The 18,895-nt window shown below is 55.2% G+C and carries 16 protein-coding genes; 12 read left to right on the top strand and 4 right to left on the bottom strand.

The features are described from left to right. Window positions 1-19 precede the first annotated feature (19 nt). On the bottom strand, window positions 20-1,342 hold the full coding sequence (xylA, locus tag ACOTXL_RS21285) for a xylose isomerase (protein ID WP_026080557.1): 1,323 nt from the start codon (window positions 1,340-1,342) through the stop codon (window positions 20-22). A gap of 371 nt (window positions 1,343-1,713) precedes the next feature. On the opposite strand from xylA, the gene xylF reads away from it, so the two are divergent. From xylF to xylR, 4 genes are all read left to right on the top strand, one after another. Next, window positions 1,714-2,706, top strand: coding sequence for a D-xylose ABC transporter substrate-binding protein (gene xylF, locus ACOTXL_RS21280; RefSeq protein ID WP_006808602.1), 993 nt, complete (start codon window positions 1,714-1,716; stop codon window positions 2,704-2,706). Window positions 2,707-2,778: 72 nt separating this feature from the next. Beyond that, complete coding sequence (locus tag ACOTXL_RS21275; RefSeq protein ID WP_015572746.1) at window positions 2,779-4,320, top strand: xylose ABC transporter ATP-binding protein; 1,542 nt, start codon at window positions 2,779-2,781, stop codon at window positions 4,318-4,320. After that, the gene (xylH, locus tag ACOTXL_RS21270; RefSeq protein WP_003860151.1) at window positions 4,298-5,479 is read left to right on the top strand and encodes a xylose ABC transporter permease XylH; all 1,182 of its coding nucleotides are present in this window, start codon (window positions 4,298-4,300) and stop codon (window positions 5,477-5,479) included. The genes ACOTXL_RS21275 and xylH overlap by 23 nt, the downstream gene beginning before the upstream one ends. A gap of 33 nt (window positions 5,480-5,512) precedes the next feature. Then, window positions 5,513-6,691, top strand: coding sequence for a D-xylose utilization transcriptional activator XylR (xylR, locus tag ACOTXL_RS21265; RefSeq protein ID WP_003860152.1), 1,179 nt, complete (start codon window positions 5,513-5,515; stop codon window positions 6,689-6,691). Window positions 6,692-6,726: 35 nt separating this feature from the next. On the opposite strand, the gene ACOTXL_RS21260 is transcribed toward xylR, so the two are convergent. Next, the gene (locus ACOTXL_RS21260; protein WP_022652025.1) at window positions 6,727-7,551 is read right to left on the bottom strand and encodes a protein bax; all 825 of its coding nucleotides are present in this window, start codon (window positions 7,549-7,551) and stop codon (window positions 6,727-6,729) included. A 314-nt stretch (window positions 7,552-7,865) separates the two neighbouring features. Between ACOTXL_RS21260 and ACOTXL_RS21255 the strand changes: the two genes are divergently transcribed. Together ACOTXL_RS21255 and avtA are read left to right on the top strand one after the other, a co-directional pair. Further along, the gene (locus tag ACOTXL_RS21255; RefSeq protein WP_045350934.1) at window positions 7,866-9,896 is read left to right on the top strand and encodes an alpha-amylase; all 2,031 of its coding nucleotides are present in this window, start codon (window positions 7,866-7,868) and stop codon (window positions 9,894-9,896) included. A 191-nt stretch (window positions 9,897-10,087) separates the two neighbouring features. Then, the gene (avtA, locus tag ACOTXL_RS21250; protein ID WP_015572749.1) at window positions 10,088-11,341 is read left to right on the top strand and encodes a valine--pyruvate transaminase; all 1,254 of its coding nucleotides are present in this window, start codon (window positions 10,088-10,090) and stop codon (window positions 11,339-11,341) included. 7 nt (window positions 11,342-11,348) lie between these two features. On the opposite strand, the gene ACOTXL_RS21245 is transcribed toward avtA, so the two are convergent. Further along, window positions 11,349-11,804 carry a 4Fe-4S dicluster domain-containing protein gene (locus tag ACOTXL_RS21245; RefSeq protein WP_023315013.1) on the bottom strand — a complete coding sequence of 152 codons (456 nt, stop codon included), beginning with the start codon at window positions 11,802-11,804 and terminating at the stop codon, window positions 11,349-11,351. A 3-nt stretch (window positions 11,805-11,807) separates the two neighbouring features. Then, the gene (gene yiaJ, locus ACOTXL_RS21240; RefSeq protein ID WP_015572751.1) at window positions 11,808-12,626 is read right to left on the bottom strand and encodes an IclR family transcriptional regulator YiaJ; all 819 of its coding nucleotides are present in this window, start codon (window positions 12,624-12,626) and stop codon (window positions 11,808-11,810) included. A 224-nt stretch (window positions 12,627-12,850) separates the two neighbouring features. Between yiaJ and yiaK the strand changes: the two genes are divergently transcribed. The 6 genes from yiaK to ulaD all read left to right on the top strand — a co-directional run bounded on the left by yiaK (window position 12,851) and on the right by ulaD (window position 18,893). Further along, window positions 12,851-13,849, top strand: coding sequence for a 3-dehydro-L-gulonate 2-dehydrogenase (yiaK, locus tag ACOTXL_RS21235; protein ID WP_045350933.1), 999 nt, complete (start codon window positions 12,851-12,853; stop codon window positions 13,847-13,849). A gap of 10 nt (window positions 13,850-13,859) precedes the next feature. Beyond that, on the top strand, window positions 13,860-14,327 hold the full coding sequence (locus ACOTXL_RS21230; protein ID WP_015572753.1) for a YhcH/YjgK/YiaL family protein: 468 nt from the start codon (window positions 13,860-13,862) through the stop codon (window positions 14,325-14,327). A gap of 26 nt (window positions 14,328-14,353) precedes the next feature. Beyond that, the gene (locus ACOTXL_RS21225) at window positions 14,354-15,280 is read left to right on the top strand and encodes a DUF4862 family protein (protein ID WP_045350932.1); all 927 of its coding nucleotides are present in this window, start codon (window positions 14,354-14,356) and stop codon (window positions 15,278-15,280) included. A gap of 45 nt (window positions 15,281-15,325) precedes the next feature. Beyond that, window positions 15,326-16,645, top strand: coding sequence for an MFS transporter (locus tag ACOTXL_RS21220; protein ID WP_022652031.1), 1,320 nt, complete (start codon window positions 15,326-15,328; stop codon window positions 16,643-16,645). Window positions 16,646-16,737: 92 nt separating this feature from the next. After that, window positions 16,738-18,243: an FGGY-family carbohydrate kinase gene (locus tag ACOTXL_RS21215; RefSeq protein ID WP_045331999.1), complete on the top strand. Its 1,506-nt coding sequence runs from the start codon at window positions 16,738-16,740 to the stop codon at window positions 18,241-18,243. Beyond that, window positions 18,240-18,893 (top strand): 3-keto-L-gulonate-6-phosphate decarboxylase UlaD, encoded by a 654-nt coding sequence (ulaD, locus tag ACOTXL_RS21210; RefSeq protein ID WP_045350931.1) that lies wholly within the window; start codon window positions 18,240-18,242, stop codon window positions 18,891-18,893. Before ACOTXL_RS21215 ends, ulaD begins: the two co-directional genes overlap by 4 nt. Window positions 18,894-18,895: the final 2 nt, after the last annotated feature.

Genomic DNA, 18,895 nt, shown 5'->3' with positions numbered 1-18,895 from the left:
TTACCGGGCATGAATGCTGTTATTTATCGAACAGGTAGTGATTGACCAGGTTTTCCAGCAGCTCCTGATGGCCGCTCTGATGCTGCGGCGCAAGCTGATGCTGTTCAGCGTACTTCGCGATCTCCGCAAGCGATAACTGACCTTTCAAAATTTGCTGGCCCAGCTCACTGTTCCAGCCGCTGTAGCGCTTCGCCACGCGCTTATCCAGCTCACCGTCTTCAATCATACGGGCCGCCACTTTCAGCGCCAGCGCCATGGTGTCCATCGCGCCAATATGCCCGTAGAACAGATCGTATTTGTCGGTGCTCTGGCGACGCACTTTGGCGTCGAAGTTCAGGCCGCCGGTGGTGAAACCGCCCGCTTTGATGATCTCGTACATCACCAGCGCATTCTCTTCCACGCTGTTCGGGAACTGGTCGGTATCCCAGCCCAGCTGTGGATCGCCACGGTTAGCATCGACAGAGCCGAAGATGCCCAGCGCAATCGCAGAGGCAATTTCGTGATGGAACGAGTGGCCCGCCAGGGTAGCGTGGTTAGCCTCAATATTCACTTTGATCTCTTTTTCCAGACCAAACTGCTTCAGGAAGCCATACACGGTGGCGACATCATAATCATACTGATGCTTGGTTGGCTCCTGTGGTTTTGGCTCAATCAGCAGCGTGCCGCGGAAACCGATTTTGTGTTTGTGGTCCACCACCATCTGCATAAAGCGACCAATCTGCTCGCGCTCCTGACGCAGGTCGGTATTCAGCAGCGTTTCATAACCTTCACGACCGCCCCAGAGTACATAGTTCTCACCGCCCAGCTGATGCGTGGCGTTCATCGCAGTCACGACCTGGGTTGCCGCCCAGCTGAAGACTTCCGGATCCGGGTTGGTTGCCGCACCCGCGCCATAGCGAGGGTTGGTAAAGCAGTTAGCCGTACCCCAGAGCAGCTTGACGCCACTTTGCTGCTGTTTTTCAGCCAGTACGTCGACCATCTGCGCGAAGTTGTTCAGATACTCTTTCAGCGATGCCCCTTCCGGCGACACGTCCACATCGTGGAAACAGTAGTACGGCACGTTCAGCTTATGGAAGAACTCGAACGCGACGTCGGCTTTACGCTTCGCCAGCTCAATGGCCTCGCCCGGCTGTTGCCATGGACGGTCAAAAGAGCCCACGCCGAACATATCGGCACCGTTCCAGCAGAAGGTGTGCCAGTAGCAGGCGGCAAAGCGCAAGTGATCTTCCATGCGCTTACCCAGCACCAGCTCATCCGGGTTGTAGTGACGAAATGCTAAAGGATTGGTCGTTTTCGTGCCTTCGAAACGAACGCGATCGAGTTGGTCGAAATAAGCTTGCATATTGAGCTCCATAATCAGGGTATGCGGCGTGGTCTTGCTTCTGGAGTAATAGTGAATAGACATTGGAGGTTGCTCAATTACGTTATTTCACACTGCTATTGAGAGAATGCGCAATTGTGCGCTGGCTCGCAAAATAATGTGCAGACAAACTATTTTTCGGCGCGCATTCCAGAATCAAATGTAATTAATAGGTTACGCTTTTTAAAATCCGATCGCGGTCATAAATTCAGAAATAAACCAAATATCGTAATGAGAAGATAAAAATCTGTAATTGCCAGCAGGCCTTTCCACGTTAAAAATTTGCTGCGTCTCAGCAGTGAATGTTTCTTTTATCTCAGCTACACATACCCCTACAAAAAGGCCTAATAATTATGAAGATAAAGAACCTGACCCTAACGCTCTGCACTACTCTCCTGCTTGCAAGCTTTGCCGGCCACGCCAAAGAGGTCAAAATCGGCATGGCGATTGATGACTTACGCCTGGAGCGCTGGCAAAAAGATCGCGATATCTTTGTTAAAAAAGCGGAATCTCTCGGCGCGGAGGTGTTCGTTCAGTCCGCTAACGGCAACGAAGAGACGCAAATGTCGCAAATCGAGAATATGATCAACCGTGGCGTCGATGTGCTGGTCATTATCCCGTATAACGGCCAGGTATTAAGCAACGTGGTGAAAGAAGCGAAACAGGAAGGCATAAAAGTCCTGGCTTATGACCGCATGATTAATAATGCCGACATTGATTATTATATTTCGTTCGACAATGAAAAGGTGGGCGAATTACAGGCTAAAAGCCTGGTCGCAAAAGTGCCTCAGGGGAATTATTTCCTGATGGGCGGCTCGCCCGTGGATAACAACGCCAAACTGTTTCGCCAGGGACAAATGAAAGTGCTGAAGCCGTATATCGACGAGGGCAAAATTAAAGTCGTCGGCGACCAGTGGGCTGACGGCTGGTTACCGGAAAACGCGCTGAAAATTATGGAAAACGCGTTGACTGCAAATAACAACAAAATCGATGCGGTGGTGGCCTCTAACGATGCCACTGCGGGTGGCGCCATTCAGGCGCTGAGCGCGCAGGGTCTGGCCGGGAAAGTCGCTATTTCCGGACAGGACGCCGACCTTGCGGGTGTAAAACGCATCATCGCGGGTACCCAGACCATGACGGTGTATAAGCCCATTACCGAGCTTGCCAATACGGCCGCCGAAATTGCCGTTGAGCTGGGCAATGGTCAGCAACCTAAAGCAGACGCGACGTTAAATAACGGCCTGAAAGACGTACCTGCTCGCCTGCTTACCCCTATCGAAGTCAACAAAGAGAATATTGACGCCACCGTGGTGAAAGACGGTTTCCATAAGAAGAGTGAACTGTAATCCAGCGCAGCCCCTGCCCGGCAGGGGCGCATTGACCTGCCCTGTTCATCTGTCGGGCTATGTGGAGCAGTTATGTCTTATTTACTTGAAATGAAAAGCATCACCAAAGCCTTCGGGGCGGTGAAAGCAGTCGACAACGTAAGCCTGCGGCTGAATCCCGGCGAAGTGATGTCGCTGTGCGGCGAAAATGGCTCGGGAAAATCCACGCTGATGAAAGTGTTGTGCGGGATCTATCCGCACGGCAGCTACGAGGGCGAAATCGTCTTTGCCGGCGAGGTGCTCCAGGCCACGCACATTCGCGATACCGAACGTAAAGGCATCGCTATTATTCACCAGGAGCTGGCGCTGGTGAAGCACCTTACCGTGCTGGAAAATATTTTTCTCGGCGCCGAACTCTCACGCCACGGCGTACTGGATTACGACACCATGACGCTGCGCTGCGAAAAACTGCTGGCCCAGGTGAGCCTGGCTATCTCACCGGATACGCGCGTGGGCGACTTAGGTTTGGGCCAGCAGCAGCTGGTGGAGATCGCCAAGGCGCTGAACAAGCAGGTACGCCTGCTGATCCTCGACGAGCCAACCGCCTCGCTCACCGAACAGGAAACCGCCGTTCTGCTCAATATCATCCGCGACCTGCAAAACCACGGTATCGCCTGCATCTATATTTCGCACAAGCTCAATGAGGTGAAAGCTATTTCCGACACCATCTGCGTCATCCGCGACGGGCAGCACATTGGCACGCGTGAAGCAGAAGGCATGAGCGAAGATGACATCATCACCATGATGGTGGGTCGCGAACTCACCGCACTGTATCCCAACGAACCACACACCATAGGCGAAGAACTCCTGCGCGTGGAAAACCTGACGGCGTGGCATCCCGTTAACCGCCACATCAAGCGCGTGGATAACCTCTCCTTCTCGCTGCACCGCGGCGAAATTCTCGGTATTGCGGGTTTAGTGGGTGCCGGAAGAACCGAGGCCGTGCAGTGTCTGTTTGGCGTCTGGCCGGGGCGCTGGGAAGGCAAAATTTATATCGACGGTCAGCCGGTAAAAATCGACAACTGCCAGCAGGCCATTGCCAAAGGCATTGCTATGGTGCCCGAAGACCGCAAAAAAGACGGCATCGTGCCGGTCATGGCGGTGGGAAAAAATATCACGCTGGCGGCGCTCAGCCAGTTTTCCGGCGCGCTGAGCAGCCTGGATGATGCCGCAGAACAGCAGTGTATTCTTCAGTCACTTGCCAGGCTCAAGGTGAAAACCTCCTCGCCGGAACTGGCGATAGGTCGCCTGAGCGGCGGCAACCAGCAGAAAGCGATTCTGGCGCGCTGCCTGTTGCTTAATCCGCGCATTTTAATTCTGGACGAACCCACGCGCGGGATCGATATCGGCGCGAAGTATGAAATCTACAAGCTGATCAACCAGCTTGTGCAGCAAGGGATTGCCGTCATTGTTATCTCGTCCGAATTGCCTGAAGTGCTGGGGCTGAGCGACCGCGTACTGGTCATGCATGAAGGGAAACTCAAAGCCAACCTGAACAACCAGAACCTGACGCAAGAGCAGGTGATGGAAGCTGCCTTAAGGAGCGAACGCCATGTCGAAAAGCAACCCGTCTGATATCAAAGTCGCTGTTCCGACGCCCGGTGCGTTCGCAGGACTTAAATCGCTGAATCTGCAAGTTTTTGTAATGATTGCCGCCATTATCGTGATCATGTTGTTCTTTACCTGGATGACCGATGGCTCCTATTTGAGCGCACGTAACGTTTCTAACCTGCTGCGTCAGACCGCCATCACCGGGATCCTGGCGGTGGGGATGGTCTTTGTGATTATCTCAGCGGAAATTGACCTGTCAGTAGGGTCGATGATGGGTCTGCTCGGCGGCGTGGCGGCAATTTTTGACGTCTGGCTCGGCTGGCCGCTGCCGCTGACGATTGCGGTCACGCTGGTACTGGGTCTGCTGCTGGGGGCGTGGAATGGCTGGTGGGTGGCCTACCGTAAGGTCCCGTCGTTTATCGTCACCTTAGCGGGGATGCTGGCCTTCCGCGGCATTCTGATTGGGATCACCAACGGCACTACCGTCTCCCCGACCAGCGCCTCGATGTCCCAGATTGGCCAAAGCTACCTCTCTGATGGCGTCGGTTTTACGATCGGCGTGGTTGGGCTGATGGCGTTTGTCGCGTGGCAATGGCGAGGACGCATGCGTCGCCAGGCGCTGGGGCTGGCCTCGCCTGCTTCAACCTCGGTTGTCGGCCGTCAGGCGCTTACTGCGGTGATTGTACTGGGCGCCATCTGGCTGTTAAACGATTATCGCGGCGTCCCAACGCCCGTTCTGCTGCTGGCGCTGTTGCTGTTAGGTGGGATGTTTATGGCCACGCGTACCGCATTCGGTCGCCGTATTTATGCCATCGGTGGCAATCTCGAAGCCGCGCGTTTGTCCGGCATTAACGTAGAACGCACCAAACTCGCCGTCTTTGCCATCAACGGCCTGATGGTGGCCATCGCGGGGCTGATCCTCAGCTCACGTTTGGGGGCGGGCTCCCCCTCTGCCGGTAATATTGCCGAGCTGGACGCCATCGCCGCCTGCGTGATTGGCGGGACCAGCCTCGCCGGGGGCATTGGCAGCGTGGCGGGGGCGGTGATGGGCGCATTTATTATGGCTTCGCTGGATAACGGGATGAGTATGATGGACGTGCCGACGTTTTGGCAGTATATCGTCAAGGGTGCCATTCTTTTGCTGGCAGTCTGGATGGACTCTGCCACCAAGCGGCGCGCCTGATAACAGTATCGTGACTAATTTGGGAAATAAGCCATGTTTGAAAAGCGTCACCGCATTACGTTGTTATTCAATGCCAACAAAGCCTATGACCGGCAGGTGGTTGAAGGGGTTGGCGAATATTTGCAGGCGTCGCAATCCGAATGGGATATTTTCATCGAAGAAGATTTCCGTACCCGTCTGGAGAACATCAAAGACTGGCTGGGCGACGGGGTCATCGCTGACTTTGACGACCCCGTGATTGAACAGTTGCTGAGTGGCGTTGACGTGCCTATCGTGGGCGTTGGCGGCTCTTATCATACACCGGAACATTATCCTCCCGTTCACTACATCGCCACGGATAACCATGCTCTGGTCGAGACTGCCTTCCTCCATTTAAAGGAGAAAGGCGTCCATCGTTTTGCGTTTTACGGATTGCCCGCCACGAGCGGAAAGCGCTGGGCGATGGAGCGTGAGTATGCCTTCTGCCAGCTGGTTGCCCAGGAGAAGTATCGCGGCGTCGTTTATCAGGGGCTGGAAACCGCGCCAGAAAACTGGCAGCACGCACAAAATCGTCTGGCTGACTGGCTGCAAACGCTGCCGCCCCAGACAGGGATTATCGCCGTGACGGACGCCCGCGCCCGCCACGTATTACAGGTGTGCGAACATTTGCATATTCCGGTGCCTGAAAAGCTGTGCGTGATTGGTATTGATAACGAAGAGCTTACGCGCTATCTGTCGCGCGTGGCGCTCTCATCCGTGGCTCAGGGTACCCGTCAGATGGGCTATCAGGCCGCAAAGCTGCTGCACAGACTGTTAGACAACGAATCCCTGCCGCTCCAGCGTCTGCTGGTTCCTCCCGTTCGCGTGGTCGAACGTCGCTCAACTGACTACCGCTCATTAAACGATCCGGCCGTGATTCAGGCGATGCACTACATTCGCAATCATGCCTGCAAAGGGATTAAGGTCGATCAGGTGCTCGATTCGGTCGGCATATCACGTTCGAATCTGGAGAAGCGGTTTAAAGAGGAAGTGGGTGAGACGATCCACGCCGTGATCCATGCGGAAAAGCTGGAGAAAGCGCGCAGTCTGCTGATCTCCACCTCGCTGTCGATCAACGAGATTTCACAGATGTGTGGCTATCCGTCGCTTCAGTATTTCTATTCGGTGTTCAGGAAAGAGTATGACACCACGCCGAAGGAGTACCGGGAACGGTACAGTGAAGTCCTGCTCTAGAAAAAAGAACGCCTTCCAGTGGAAGGCGTTTTTCATTACATATGTGCGGCAATCAGACGCTGGTTATCCTGGTACATGGAGAACAGGTAATTGTTATAACGCTGTCCCTGAGTGGAATAACCTTTCAGCTTATGGATCATCGCCGTGGCCGTCACTTCCTGATCCGCCTTACGCAGCTGAGCGCGTGACTTACGGAACGAGGAATAGGCCGGGTGGGTGTTCAGGTTCACCACGTAGGCATTCACGGAATCTTTCACCGATTCAAACTGTGAATAGCCCTTCACCTTGCCGGGCGCGTTAGTACAACGACCTTTTACGCATTTCATGCCAAACAGATTGTTGTTGTTGCGCGCCAGCTTCGAGGTGCCCCAACCGCTTTCGGCGGCGGCCATTGTCGCGACCATACTGCCTGGAATGATGTCCACACGTTCTAACAGTGAGTTCCAAGGCACGCGACGCGTGTTCCCGCTCCACTTCACTTTATAGCGTTTGGCGATATCTTTCAGGCGAGTGCGCTCAGACGGCGACCAGCGGCTGTCGTACTGTTTGGAGATCAGCCAGTTACGATCCGCAGTAATCGCGGCATTTTGGCTTTTAATGTAAGGCATTACCGTCCGGAGAAACGCTTTTTTCCTTGGTGTCCCGGAAGGGTATTTTCGCAAATCAGGAAGTGAACTACTCTTTGCACTATTGCGAGAATACTCTTGTTTACTGCTAACCTTACTGCTTGTCGTCTTTATTACGTGGGCTTTCTTACTCGTTGTATCCGTGTGCGTCTTTGCAAGCACCTCACCTGAAAATGCCATGGTGAGTAACATGAGTATCGCGGCCCCATATCGTCGAATGGGAGTCGATATCATTAGGTCTCCTGGTCGGATATAAACATTCCAACACCTTATTTTCTTCAAAAATTTGAGAGCGGAATCTCAAATCGTACCAAAAATAGTCTTCAAGAGCACGTCTATAAATAGTCCAATTCCGAAACTATGTCATCCGGAACATGCTCATTAAAGCATCAACGCTGGAAAAATGTGCGCGATATCGCAGATAACTGCCTAATTTTGCGCGGGATCACTCATCCCTTCGCGTCCTCCTTGCAGAAAGCCGTAGAGGAGGAGTTTTTCCCCTGAGCCGAATGGCACACTGGTCAAAAATGCCGCGACAGGAAAATGGAATGAAACGCACTGCATTAGCTGTTCTGATGTTACCCGCATTCGCGCATGCCGACTGGTCATCGCCGGGATTTAACGCGTTTAGCGCTGAAGGTACCGGCGTCTTTACCAGCCAGGCAACGCTTGCGAAGGGTACCCGCCCGCTGACGTTGAGTCTTGACAACGCGTGCTGGCAGCCGACAGGTGCCATTAAGCTCAACGAGATGCTGTCGCTCAAACCGTGCGAAGGCACCCCACCGCAGTGGCGGTTATTCCGTGACGGCGTTTATCAGATGCGTATTGATACGCGCTCGGGAACGCCGACGCTGATGTTGACGGTGCAAAGTGCGGCGCCACAGCCTGTCGCAAACGTCACCCGCCAGTGCCCGAAGTGGGACGGCAAACCGCTGACGATCGACGTCGTTAACACCTTCCCGGAAGGCACGGTGGTGCGTGATTTTTACAGCAAACAGACCGCGACCGTTCAAAACGGCAAAGTAACTCTTCAGCCAGCCGCCAACAGCAATGGCCTGCTGCTGCTTGAGCGCGCCGAGACGGACAAACCCGCGCCGTTCAGCTGGCAAAACGCCACCGTCTATTTCGTGCTGACCGATCGCTTCGTGAATGGCGACCCCACCAACGACAACAGCTATGGCCGTCATAAAGACGGTATGCAGGAGATTGGTACTTTCCACGGCGGCGATCTGAAAGGGCTTACCAGCAAACTGGATTACCTTCAGCAGCTGGGCGTGAATGCGCTCTGGATAAGCTCGCCGCTGGAGCAGATCCACGGCTGGGTTGGCGGCGGCACCAAAGGGGATTTCCCCCACTACGCCTATCACGGCTATTACACTCAGGACTGGACGAAACTCGACGCCAACATGGGCAACGAAGATGATTTACGCCAGCTTGTCGACGACGCGCACAGGCGCGGTATCCGCGTCCTGTTTGACATTGTCATGAACCACGCGGGTTATGCGACGCTTGCAGATATGCAGGAGTATCAGTTTGGCGCGCTCTATTTGCAGGGCGATGAGCTGAAAAAAACCCTCGGCGAGCGCTGGACTGACTGGAAGCCAGGCGCGGGTCAAAGCTGGCACAGCTTCAACGATTACATCAACTTCAGTGACAAAGCCGCATGGGAAAAATGGTGGGGTAAAAAATGGATCCGTACCGATATCGGTGATTACGACAACCCGGGCTTTGACGATCTGACCATGTCGCTGGCCTTCCTGCCTGATCTGAAAACGGAATCTAAGATCCCGTCAGGTTTGCCGAACTTTTATCAACACAAGCCCGACACCAACGCGAAAGTGATGACGAATTTCACGCCGCGAGATTACCTGACTCACTGGCTTAGCCAGTGGGTACGTGACTACGGCATCGACGGTTTCCGGGTCGATACCGCTAAGCACGTTGAGCCTGAAGCCTGGCTGCAACTGAAAAACCAGGCCAGCCAGGCGCTGGCCGCGTGGAAAGCCGCCAACCCGGACAAAAAACTCGACGATGCGCCATTCTGGATGACCGGTGAATCCTGGGGCCACGGCGTGATGCAGAGCGATTATTACCGCCACGGCTTCGATGCGATGATCAATTTTGACTATCAGGAGCAGGCGGCAAAAGCGGTGGACTGCCTGGCCGATATGGATTTGACCTGGCAGCAAATGGCAGAAAAGCTGCAAAGTTTTAATGTGCTGAGCTATCTCTCCTCCCATGATACGCGTCTGTTCCGTGAAGGAGGCCAGCGCGCCGCTGAGTTACTGCTGCTGGCACCGGGAAGCGTGCAGATCTATTACGGCGATGAATCAGAGCGTCCTTTCGGCCCGACGGGCTCCGATCCGCTACAGGGAACCCGTTCGGATATGAACTGGCATGACGTCACGGGTAAACAGGCGTTAACTGTCGCCCACTGGCAGCTTCTGGGGCAGTTCCGCGCCCGTCATCCGGCGGTGGGTGAAGGCAAGCAAACAACGCTGTCGATGAAAGAAGGCTACGGCTTTGTGCGCGAGCACAAGGGCGATAAGGTGATGGTGGTGTGGGCGGGTAATCAATAGACCCCCTCACCCTAACCCTCTCCCCAAAGGGGAGAGGCCTGGGGTGAGGGGCATTCACCAGAACAATTCACCACACAAATACAAACCCGCCACATAAAACAACAAATCCGACCACATCCGCCGATTTGCACCAACACGGTGCTGGCGTTATGGTTACTGCCTTTCATATTAAGCCCGACAGATCACCTGCTATGACGTTTTCACTTTTCGGCGACAAATTTACCCGCCATTCAGGCATTACCCGCCTGATGGAGGACCTCAACGACGGGCTGCGCACCCCAGGCGCTATCATGCTTGGCGGCGGAAACCCGGCTCAAATTCCGGAGATGAACACCTACTTCCAGACGCTGCTGGCAGAGATGCTGGAAAACGGTAAAGCAACCGATGCGCTATGTAATTACGACGGCCCTCAGGGTAAAACAGAACTACTGACGCTTCTGGCGGCAATGCTGCGGGAAGCGCTGGGTTGGGATATCGAACCACAGAATATTGCACTGACAAACGGCAGTCAGAGCGCGTTTTTCTACTTATTCAATCTGTTCGCCGGACGCCGCGCCGATGGCACCACGAAAAAAGTGCTGTTCCCGCTGGCACCGGAATATATTGGCTATGCCGATGCCGGCCTCGAAGAAGACCTATTTGTTTCCGCACGTCCGAATATCGAGTTGCTGCCAGAGGGCCAGTTCAAATATCACGTCGATTTTGAACATCTGCATATCGGTGAAGAGACGGGCATGATCTGCGTATCACGTCCCACCAACCCGACGGGCAACGTGATCACCGACGACGAGCTGATGAAGCTGGATGCGCTGGCGAATCAGCACGGCATCCCGCTGGTGATCGATAACGCCTATGGCGTACCGTTCCCGGGGATCATTTTCAGCGAAGCGCGTCCGCTATGGAACCCGAATATCATCCTCTGCATGAGCCTCTCCAAGCTGGGCCTGCCGGGCAGCCGTTGCGGCATTATCATTGCTAACGAGAAAATCATCACCGCCATTACCAACATGAACGGCATTATCAGCCTTTCGCCTGGCGGCATCGGTCCGGCGATGATGTGCGAGATGATCAGGCGTAACGACCTGCTGCGCCTGTCGAATGAGGTGATTAAGCCGTTTTACTCTCAGCGCGTTCAGGAAACTATAGCCATCCTTCGCCGCTACTTACCGGAAGAACGCTGCCTGATCCATAAACCGGAAGGGGCAATTTTCCTGTGGCTGTGGTTTAAGGATCTGCCCATTACGACAGAGCTGCTTTATCAGCGTCTGAAAAAACGTGGCGTACTGATGGTGCCAGGGGATTACTTCTTCCCGGGGCTGGATAAGCCGTGGCCGCACACGCACCAGTGCATGCGTATGAACTACGTCCCGGACCCGGAAAAAATCGAAGCGGGTGTGAAAATTCTCGCCGAAGAGATTGAGAACGCCTGGCGCGAGGCCGGTTAATAAAACCTCAGGCCAGATTACGCAGCCGTTCCGCGCGTAATCTGGCGGGGTCTATGCAGCGCAGCGCGTGGGTGGGACAGGCTTCGACGCAGGCGGGACCGCTCTCGCGATGCGCGCACAAATCACATTTCAGCGCCTGAACGCGATCTTCCACGACCCGAACCTGCATTGCCCCGAACGGGCACGCCACCATACAGCTTTTGCAGCCGATACAGCGCGATTGCTTAACGAGCCAGGCTCCCGCAGCGTGGTGAATGGCCCCCGTCGGGCAGACATTCGCGCAGGGCGCATCTTCACACTGGTGGCAGCCCACCGCCGTAGTGAAGGTTCCCCCCTTAACCACGCGGATCCGTGACGTAAACGCTACTGGCGTGGCGCTGCTTTGATGCGACATCATGCACGCTACCTCACAGGTACGACACCCGATACATTTTTCAGGATCCGCCAGGATAAATTGGTTCATCAGTTACGCCTCGCGCACGTTAAACCCCAGTTCTTTCGAGATAGCTTCCGCCGTGTCACGCAGCGGTTTTAGCAAGTTTTTCTCACCCACCTGCTTCATGCGCGACGTCGACAGCGAAATGGAGATGGCATAGGGTACGCGCCCGTGAATATCAAAGACCGGCACGGCGATACATGACACACCCAGCTCGTTCTCTTCTTTATCCATCGCCATACTGTGATCGCGAATTTCCGCCAGCTCATCATACATCGCGCTCAGTTCGGTGATGGTGTTGCGGGTCAAAGGTTGGATCTGTTCCTGGTGGCTTTCCCAGTAGCTCGCCACGTAATCCTGATGACCAAACGCCATATAGATTTTGCCCATTGCAGAACAATAGAGCGGCATATGCTGGCCGATATATGCGCGCGTGCGCAGCATACCGGTTGTCGGCTCAAGCTTATAAATCAGGATCGCGTGATCATCTTCACGGCTGGAGAAGTTGACCGTTTCGCCGGTGGCAATGTTCAGCGCCTCGAGGTGCGGCGCCGCCACGTGAATAATATTGAGAGATGAAAGCGCCTTTTGCCCGACGGCGATAAATTTGGTGGTCAGACGATAGCTCCCTGCCGCCGGCGCTGGCGTCACGTACCCGCACGACTGCAACCCCTGCAATAACCGGTGCACGGTACTTTTATTCAGCCCCGCCAGTTCTGATAAATGCGCAAGCGGACACCCGTTCGGATAGTTACTGAGGATTTCAATCAGCATCAGGCCGCGAAACAAGCTCTGGCTACCTGCTGGCCTCTCTTTTTCTTGCGTCATTTCGCTCTCTTTTATGCTCATCAAATAGCTCCTGTTTATTGCGCCCTGATGGTAGCGCAAAGTGTGGTTTAGTTCACGATCTCAACAGAAAAAACACAACCATTTGATTTTAATCGATTTTGAAAAACGTGAATGTCGTTGATCTGACAAAATTTGATCGTTATATTTGAAATCAGATTTCGCATAGTGAAATTTAGTGATAAAAAAGCACTCGCACTTGCCCCTAAAAAAACAGGAGAACAGGGATGAAAGTGACCTTCCAAGAGTTGAAAGCGGCGTTCAATCGGGTTCTGCTCGATCGCGGTGTAAAAGCGGATACCGCTGACGCCTGCGCCGAGATGTTCGCCCGCACCACGGAGTCCGGCGTTTATTCACACGGCGTCAACCGCTTCCCGCGATTTATTCAGCAGCTTGACGCAGGCGACATCATCCCTGACGCCCAGCCGAAACGCGTAACGACATTAGGCGCCATCGAACAGTGGGATGCGCAGCGTTCCATCGGCAACCTGACGGCGAAGAAGATGATGGACCGTGCTACCGAGCTGGCGTCCGATCACGGGATCGGCCTGGTGGCGCTGCGTAACGCGAACCACTGGATGCGCGGCGGCAGCTACGGCTGGCAGGCGGCGGAGAAAGGCTATATCGGCATCTGCTGGACCAACTCTATTGCCGTGATGCCCGCGTGGGGATCAAAAGAATGCTGCATCGGCACAAACCCGCTGATCGTCGCTATCCCGTCGAATCCAATCACCATGGTCGATATGTCGATGTCGATGTTCTCCTACGGCATGCTGGAGGTGAATCGCCTGGCCGGACGCGAATTACCGGTCGACGGCGGCTTTGACGATGAAGGCAATCTGACCAGAGAGCCGGGCGTGATTGAGAAAAACCGTCGCATTCTGCCCATGGGCTACTGGAAAGGTTCTGGCTTATCGATTGTGCTCGACATGATCGCCACCCTGCTCTCTGACGGCGCGTCCGTTGCGGAAGTGACCCAGGACAACAGCGACGAATACGGCGTATCGCAGATCTTTATCGCCGTCGAAGTGGATCGCCTGATCGACGGTCCAACCCGCGATGCCAAACTACAGCGCATCATGGACTTCATCACCACCGCAGAACGCGCTGATGAAAATGTCGCCGTCCGTCTGCCTGGACATGAATTTACTCGCCTGCTGGAAGAAAACCGCCGGGACGGCATCACCATCGACGACAGCGTGTGGGCGAAAATCCAGTCTCTGTAAGGAGTGGGTCATGATATTCGGACATATTGCACAGCCAAATCCATGTCGCCTGCCACTGGCGATAGAAAAGGCGCTTAATTTTCTGCGTACCACGGATTTCACCACCCTGGCACCGGGCGTGATCGAAATTGAAGGCCGCAACATTTTTGCCCAGGTTCTCGACCTCACCACAAAGGAGCAGCACGAGAACCGCCCTGAAGTCCATCGCCGCTATCTGGATATCCAGTTTCTGGCCTGGGGTGAAGAAAAAATCGGTATTGCTATTGATACCGGGAATAACAAAATCAGCGAATCATTGCTGGAGCAACGGGATATTATTTTTTATCACGACAGTGAACACGAGTCGTTTATCGAAATGATACCTGGCAGCTACGCCATATTTTTCCCGCAGGATGTTCACCGTCCTGCCTGTATTAAAAACAAGGGATCCGCAATTCGTAAAATTGTGGTGAAAGTGGCCATCAGCGAATTAGATTAATTTTCTGATAAATACAGGAATGCGAAATGACCAACACCGGTTTTATTATTGGTGCGTACCCCTGCGCACCCTCGTTTCACCAGAAAGGGGAGCAGGAAGAATACACCTTCTGGCGGGAACTTTCCGACACGCCAAATATTCGCGGGCTGGAACAACCTTGCCTTGAAAATCTCCATCCGTTTGGTGATGAATGGCTGTTTCGTCATACGCCGGGCAACTGGCAGATCGTTGTCACAGCCGTTATGGAAACCATGCGCCGCCGCGGCAGCAACGGCGCGTTTGGCCTGGCGTCCGCGGACGAAGAACAGCGTAAAGCGTGCATTGAATATTACCGCCATCTGCATCAAAAGATTGATGCCGTTCACACCCGCTTTCCCGGGAAAGTGGTCGCTCTGGAAATGCAGGCCGCACCGCAGGCGGGTAATGAATCTGTCGAGCAAGCGACAGAAGCATTCTCCCGCTCGGTACGGGAAATCGCGAGCTGGGACTGGGGCTGCGATCTGGTGCTGGAACACTGTGATGCGATGAATGGCCCGGCGCCGCGTAAAGGGTTCTTGCCCTTAGAGCAGGTGCTGGAGGTAGTGAAAGAGACCGATATCAGCGTCTGTATCAACTGGGCACGTTCGGCTATTGAAGGTCGCAACACCGCCCTTCCGCTGGAACATGTTCAGGCGGCACTCGCTGCCGGGAAACTGGGGGCGCTGATGTTTTCGGGCACGACCCCTCACGGTGAGTATGGAGAATGGCAGGATCTGCACGCGCCGTTTTCTTCGTTCTGCGCCGACAGTCTCATGTCCATTGAACATGTAAAAGCGCTGTTTACTGCGGCGAGCGCCGCAACATTGAAATTCTCCGGTATTAAATTACTGGAAATAAATGCTAATGCTGACGTCAGCCATCGCATCGCTATTTTGCGCGACGGCATTAGCGCTATGAATAAAGCATCACAATAAAAATAAAGAATACATTTTCCGGTTACCTTCACTGAGATATTAACTATGAATATTTCTTCTAATGCTCTACACGCGGACATTCCGCGTCAACGCTGGCTAAGGATCATTCCCCCTATTCTTATCGCCTGCATTATTTCCTATATGGACCGCGTAAATATAGCTTTTGCGATGCCCGGCGGTATGGATGAAGAGCTGGGCATTTCCGCCACGATGGCGGGCCTGGCGGGGGGGATCTTTTTTATCGGCTATTTGTTCCTGCAAGTTCCCGGCGGCAAAATTGCCGTGCACGGCAGCGGTAAGAAGTTTATCGGCTGGTCGCTGGTTGCCTGGGCGGTGATCTCGGTTCTGACCGGGCTTGTGACCAACCAGTATCAGCTGCTGGTGCTGCGCTTCTTACTCGGTGTGGCGGAAGGCGGGATGCTGCCCGTTGTGCTCACGATGATCAGTAACTGGTTCCCGGATGCCGAGCGCGGCCGCGCCAACGCGATTGTGATCATGTTCGTGCCCATCGCCGGGATCATCACCGCCCCGCTGTCGGGCTGGATTATTACCGCTCTCGACTGGCGCTGGCTGTTCATTATTGAAGGTCTGATGTCCGTTGTTGTGCTGGTGCTGTGGGCGTTCACCGTCTACGACCGGCCGCAGGAAGCGCGCTGGATCTCTGAGGCCGAGAAAAACTACCTGGTACAAACGCTGGCGGCAGAGCAGCAGGCCATTGCGGGTAAAGAGGTGAAAAACGCCTCGCTCAGCGCGGTGCTGTCTGACAAAACCATGTGGCAGCTGATCGCCCTCAACTTCTTCTACCAGACTGGCATATACGGTTACACCCTCTGGCTGCCCACCATTCTGAAAGAACTGACGCACACCAGCATCGGCCAGGTGGGAATGCTCGCTATTCTGCCTTACATCGGCGCCATTGCCGGTATGTTCCTGTTCTCTTCACTCTCTGACCGCACCGGCAAGCGCAAGCTGTTTGTCTCCCTGCCATTGATTGGCTTTGCGCTCTGCATGTTCCTCTCCGTGGCGCTGAAAGAGCACACCTGGCTGGCCTATGCCGCGCTGGTGGGCTGTGGCTTCTTCCTGCAATCCGCAGCGGGCGTGTTCTGGACTATCCCGGCGCGTCTGTTCAGCGCTGAGATGGCGGGTGGCGCTCGCGGCGTGATCAATGCCCTGGGCAACCTCGGCGGGTTCTGCGGTCCTTATGCGGTAGGCGTACTGATCACCCTGTACAGCAAAGACGCAGGCGTTTACTGCCTGGCGGTTTCGCTGGCGCTGGCATCGCTGCTGGCCCTGCTGTTACCGGCGAAATGCGATGCCGGAGCAGAGCCTAATCCCACGGTGACTCCACATAAACGTGCGGCCTGATGCCCTCACCCTAGCCCTCTCCCACGGGGAGAGGGAGAAAACCGAACCGTAGGCCGGGTAAGCGAAGCACCCGGCAATTAAGCGAGAAGAAGATGAGTGAAAAAGAGCCCTTCTGGCTGGGTATCGATTGTGGCGGTACTTATCTGAAAGCCGGTTTATACAACAGTCAGGGCAAAGAAGTCTGTATTGAACGCCGCTCAGTGGCCACGCTCAGCCCACGCGCCGGCTACGCCGAGCGGGATATGCACCAGCTCTGGCAGCACTGCCACATAACGGTCGCCCTGCTGCTCAAAAATTCAGGCGCTGACGGCGGTCAGATCAAAGGCGTTGGCATTTCAGCCCAGGGGAAGGGGCTGTTTTTGCTCGATAAACAGGATCGCCCCTTGGGTAACGCCATACTCTCCTCCGATCGCCGTGCGCTGGAGATCGTGCAACGCTGGCAGCAGGACGGTATACCCGAAAAGCTCTATCCGCATACTCGCCAGACGCTGTGGACGGGGCATCCGGCCTCGCTCCTGCGCTGGGTTAAAGAGAACGAGCCGCAGCGGTATCAGCAAATTGGCAGCGTGATGATGGCGCACGATTACCTGCGCTGGTGTCTGACCGGGGTCAAAGGCTGCGAAGAGAGCAACATCTCGGAATCCAATCTCTACAACATGAATACCGGGCAGTACGATCCGCAGCTCACGCGCTGGCTCGGCATCAGCGACATTGACGGTGCCCTGCCGTCCATTATCGGTTCAGCAGAAATTTGCGGGGAAATCACCGCTCAGGCAGCCGCACTAACCGGTCTCACGGCGGGTACTCCCGTCGTTGGTGGACTGTTTGATGTGGTTTCCACCGCGATCTGCGCCGGGCTGCATGACGAACATACGCTGAATGCCGTAATGGGGACCTGGGCCGTGACCAGTGGGATTGCCCACGGCATCCGCGACAACGAGCCGTTCCCCTACGTCTATGGCCGCTACGTCCATCCGCAGCAGTTCATCGTTCATGAAGCCAGCCCCACGTCGTCCGGCAACCTGGAATGGCTGACGGCCCAATGGGGCGATATGTCATTTGATGAGATTAACCACGCCGTGGCCAGCCTGCCAAAAGCTGAAAGCGATGTGTTCTTCCTGCCTTTCCTCTACGGCAGCAACGCCGGGCTGGAGATGACCAGCGGTTTCTATGGTTTGCAGGCGCTGCATACCCGCGCGCACCTCCTCCAGGCGGTTTATGAAGGGGTGGTATTCAGCCACATGACCCACCTCAACCGTATGCTCGAACGCTTTCCCCATGTGCAGGCCCTGCGCGTGACGGGCGGCCCAACCCATTCGGACGTGTGGATGCAGATGCTCGCCGACGTCAGCGGCCTGGCGATTGAACTCCCGCAGGTGGAAGAGACCGGCTGTTCCGGTGCGGCGCTGGCCGCGCTCGTCGGTACAGGTCTCTATCCTGATTTTTACGCCGCTCAGCGCGCCCTCAGGCATGACATCCGGATGATTGAACCTGACATGCGTGCCCATGCCGCCTACCAGCGCAAATATCACCGTTACCAGCTACTGATTTCAGCATTACAGGGCTATCACGCCCGCGTTAAGGAGTACGACCTATGAGCCGACCATTATTGCAGCTGGCGCTCGACCACACCTCGCTTCAGGCCGCGCAGCGCGATGTCGCGACGCTTTCCGAGCACGTCGACATCGTCGAAGCTGGCACCATTCTGTGCCTGACCGAAGGGCTAAACGCCGTTCGCGCCCTGCGTGCGCAGTGTCCGGATAAAATTATCGTGGCGGACTGGAAAGTCGCCGATGCCGGAGAAACGCTGGCTGAACAGGCGTTTGGCGCAGGCGCAAACTGGATGACCATCATCTGTGCCGCCCCGCTGGCCACCGTTGAACGTGGCCACGAGGTCGCACTGCGCGGCGGCGGCGAGATCCAGATGGAGCTGTTTGGCAACTGGACGCTGGACGACGCGCGCGCGTGGCACCGCATCGGGGTGAAGCAGGCGATATACCACCGCGGGCGCGACGCACAGGCCAGCGGCCAGCAGTGGGACGAGGCGGATCTCAGCAAAATGAAGGCGCTGTCCGATATCGGGCTACAGCTTTCCATCACTGGCGGTATCACCCCCGCTGACCTGCCGCTGTTTAAGCAGATCAACGTCAAAGCCTTCATTGCCGGTCGCGCGCTGGCTGGCGCCGATAATCCGCCGCAGGTGGCACAGGCATTCCATTCGCAAATCCGCGACATCTGGGGAGAGTAACC

The organism is Enterobacter cloacae complex sp. IR5402, assembly GCF_049238125.1.
In the GTDB taxonomy this organism is placed as follows: Bacteria; Pseudomonadota; Gammaproteobacteria; order Enterobacterales; family Enterobacteriaceae; genus Enterobacter; species Enterobacter hormaechei_C.
Note: the sequence above shows the minus strand (reverse complement) of the source record. Positions and strands in the feature narration are given on the sequence as shown.

What these genes read in the sequence shown, in the direction of transcription:
- xylA (WP_026080557.1), bottom strand. Translation starts at nt 1,342, where the DNA reads ATGCAAGCTTATTTCGACCAACTCGATCGCGTTCGTTTCGAAGGCACG.
- xylF (WP_006808602.1), top strand. Translation starts at nt 1,714, where the DNA reads ATGAAGATAAAGAACCTGACCCTAACGCTCTGCACTACTCTCCTGCTT.
- ACOTXL_RS21275 (WP_015572746.1), top strand. Translation starts at nt 2,779, where the DNA reads ATGTCTTATTTACTTGAAATGAAAAGCATCACCAAAGCCTTCGGGGCG.
- xylH (WP_003860151.1), top strand. Translation starts at nt 4,298, where the DNA reads ATGTCGAAAAGCAACCCGTCTGATATCAAAGTCGCTGTTCCGACGCCC.
- xylR (WP_003860152.1), top strand. Translation starts at nt 5,513, where the DNA reads ATGTTTGAAAAGCGTCACCGCATTACGTTGTTATTCAATGCCAACAAA.
- ACOTXL_RS21260 (WP_022652025.1), bottom strand. Translation starts at nt 7,551, where the DNA reads ATGATATCGACTCCCATTCGACGATATGGGGCCGCGATACTCATGTTA.
- ACOTXL_RS21255 (WP_045350934.1), top strand. Translation starts at nt 7,866, where the DNA reads ATGAAACGCACTGCATTAGCTGTTCTGATGTTACCCGCATTCGCGCAT.
- avtA (WP_015572749.1), top strand. Translation starts at nt 10,088, where the DNA reads ATGACGTTTTCACTTTTCGGCGACAAATTTACCCGCCATTCAGGCATT.
- ACOTXL_RS21245 (WP_023315013.1), bottom strand. Translation starts at nt 11,804, where the DNA reads ATGAACCAATTTATCCTGGCGGATCCTGAAAAATGTATCGGGTGTCGT.
- yiaJ (WP_015572751.1), bottom strand. Translation starts at nt 12,626, where the DNA reads ATGAGCATAAAAGAGAGCGAAATGACGCAAGAAAAAGAGAGGCCAGCA.
- yiaK (WP_045350933.1), top strand. Translation starts at nt 12,851, where the DNA reads ATGAAAGTGACCTTCCAAGAGTTGAAAGCGGCGTTCAATCGGGTTCTG.
- ACOTXL_RS21230 (WP_015572753.1), top strand. Translation starts at nt 13,860, where the DNA reads ATGATATTCGGACATATTGCACAGCCAAATCCATGTCGCCTGCCACTG.
- ACOTXL_RS21225 (WP_045350932.1), top strand. Translation starts at nt 14,354, where the DNA reads ATGACCAACACCGGTTTTATTATTGGTGCGTACCCCTGCGCACCCTCG.
- ACOTXL_RS21220 (WP_022652031.1), top strand. Translation starts at nt 15,326, where the DNA reads ATGAATATTTCTTCTAATGCTCTACACGCGGACATTCCGCGTCAACGC.
- ACOTXL_RS21215 (WP_045331999.1), top strand. Translation starts at nt 16,738, where the DNA reads ATGAGTGAAAAAGAGCCCTTCTGGCTGGGTATCGATTGTGGCGGTACT.
- ulaD (WP_045350931.1), top strand. Translation starts at nt 18,240, where the DNA reads ATGAGCCGACCATTATTGCAGCTGGCGCTCGACCACACCTCGCTTCAG.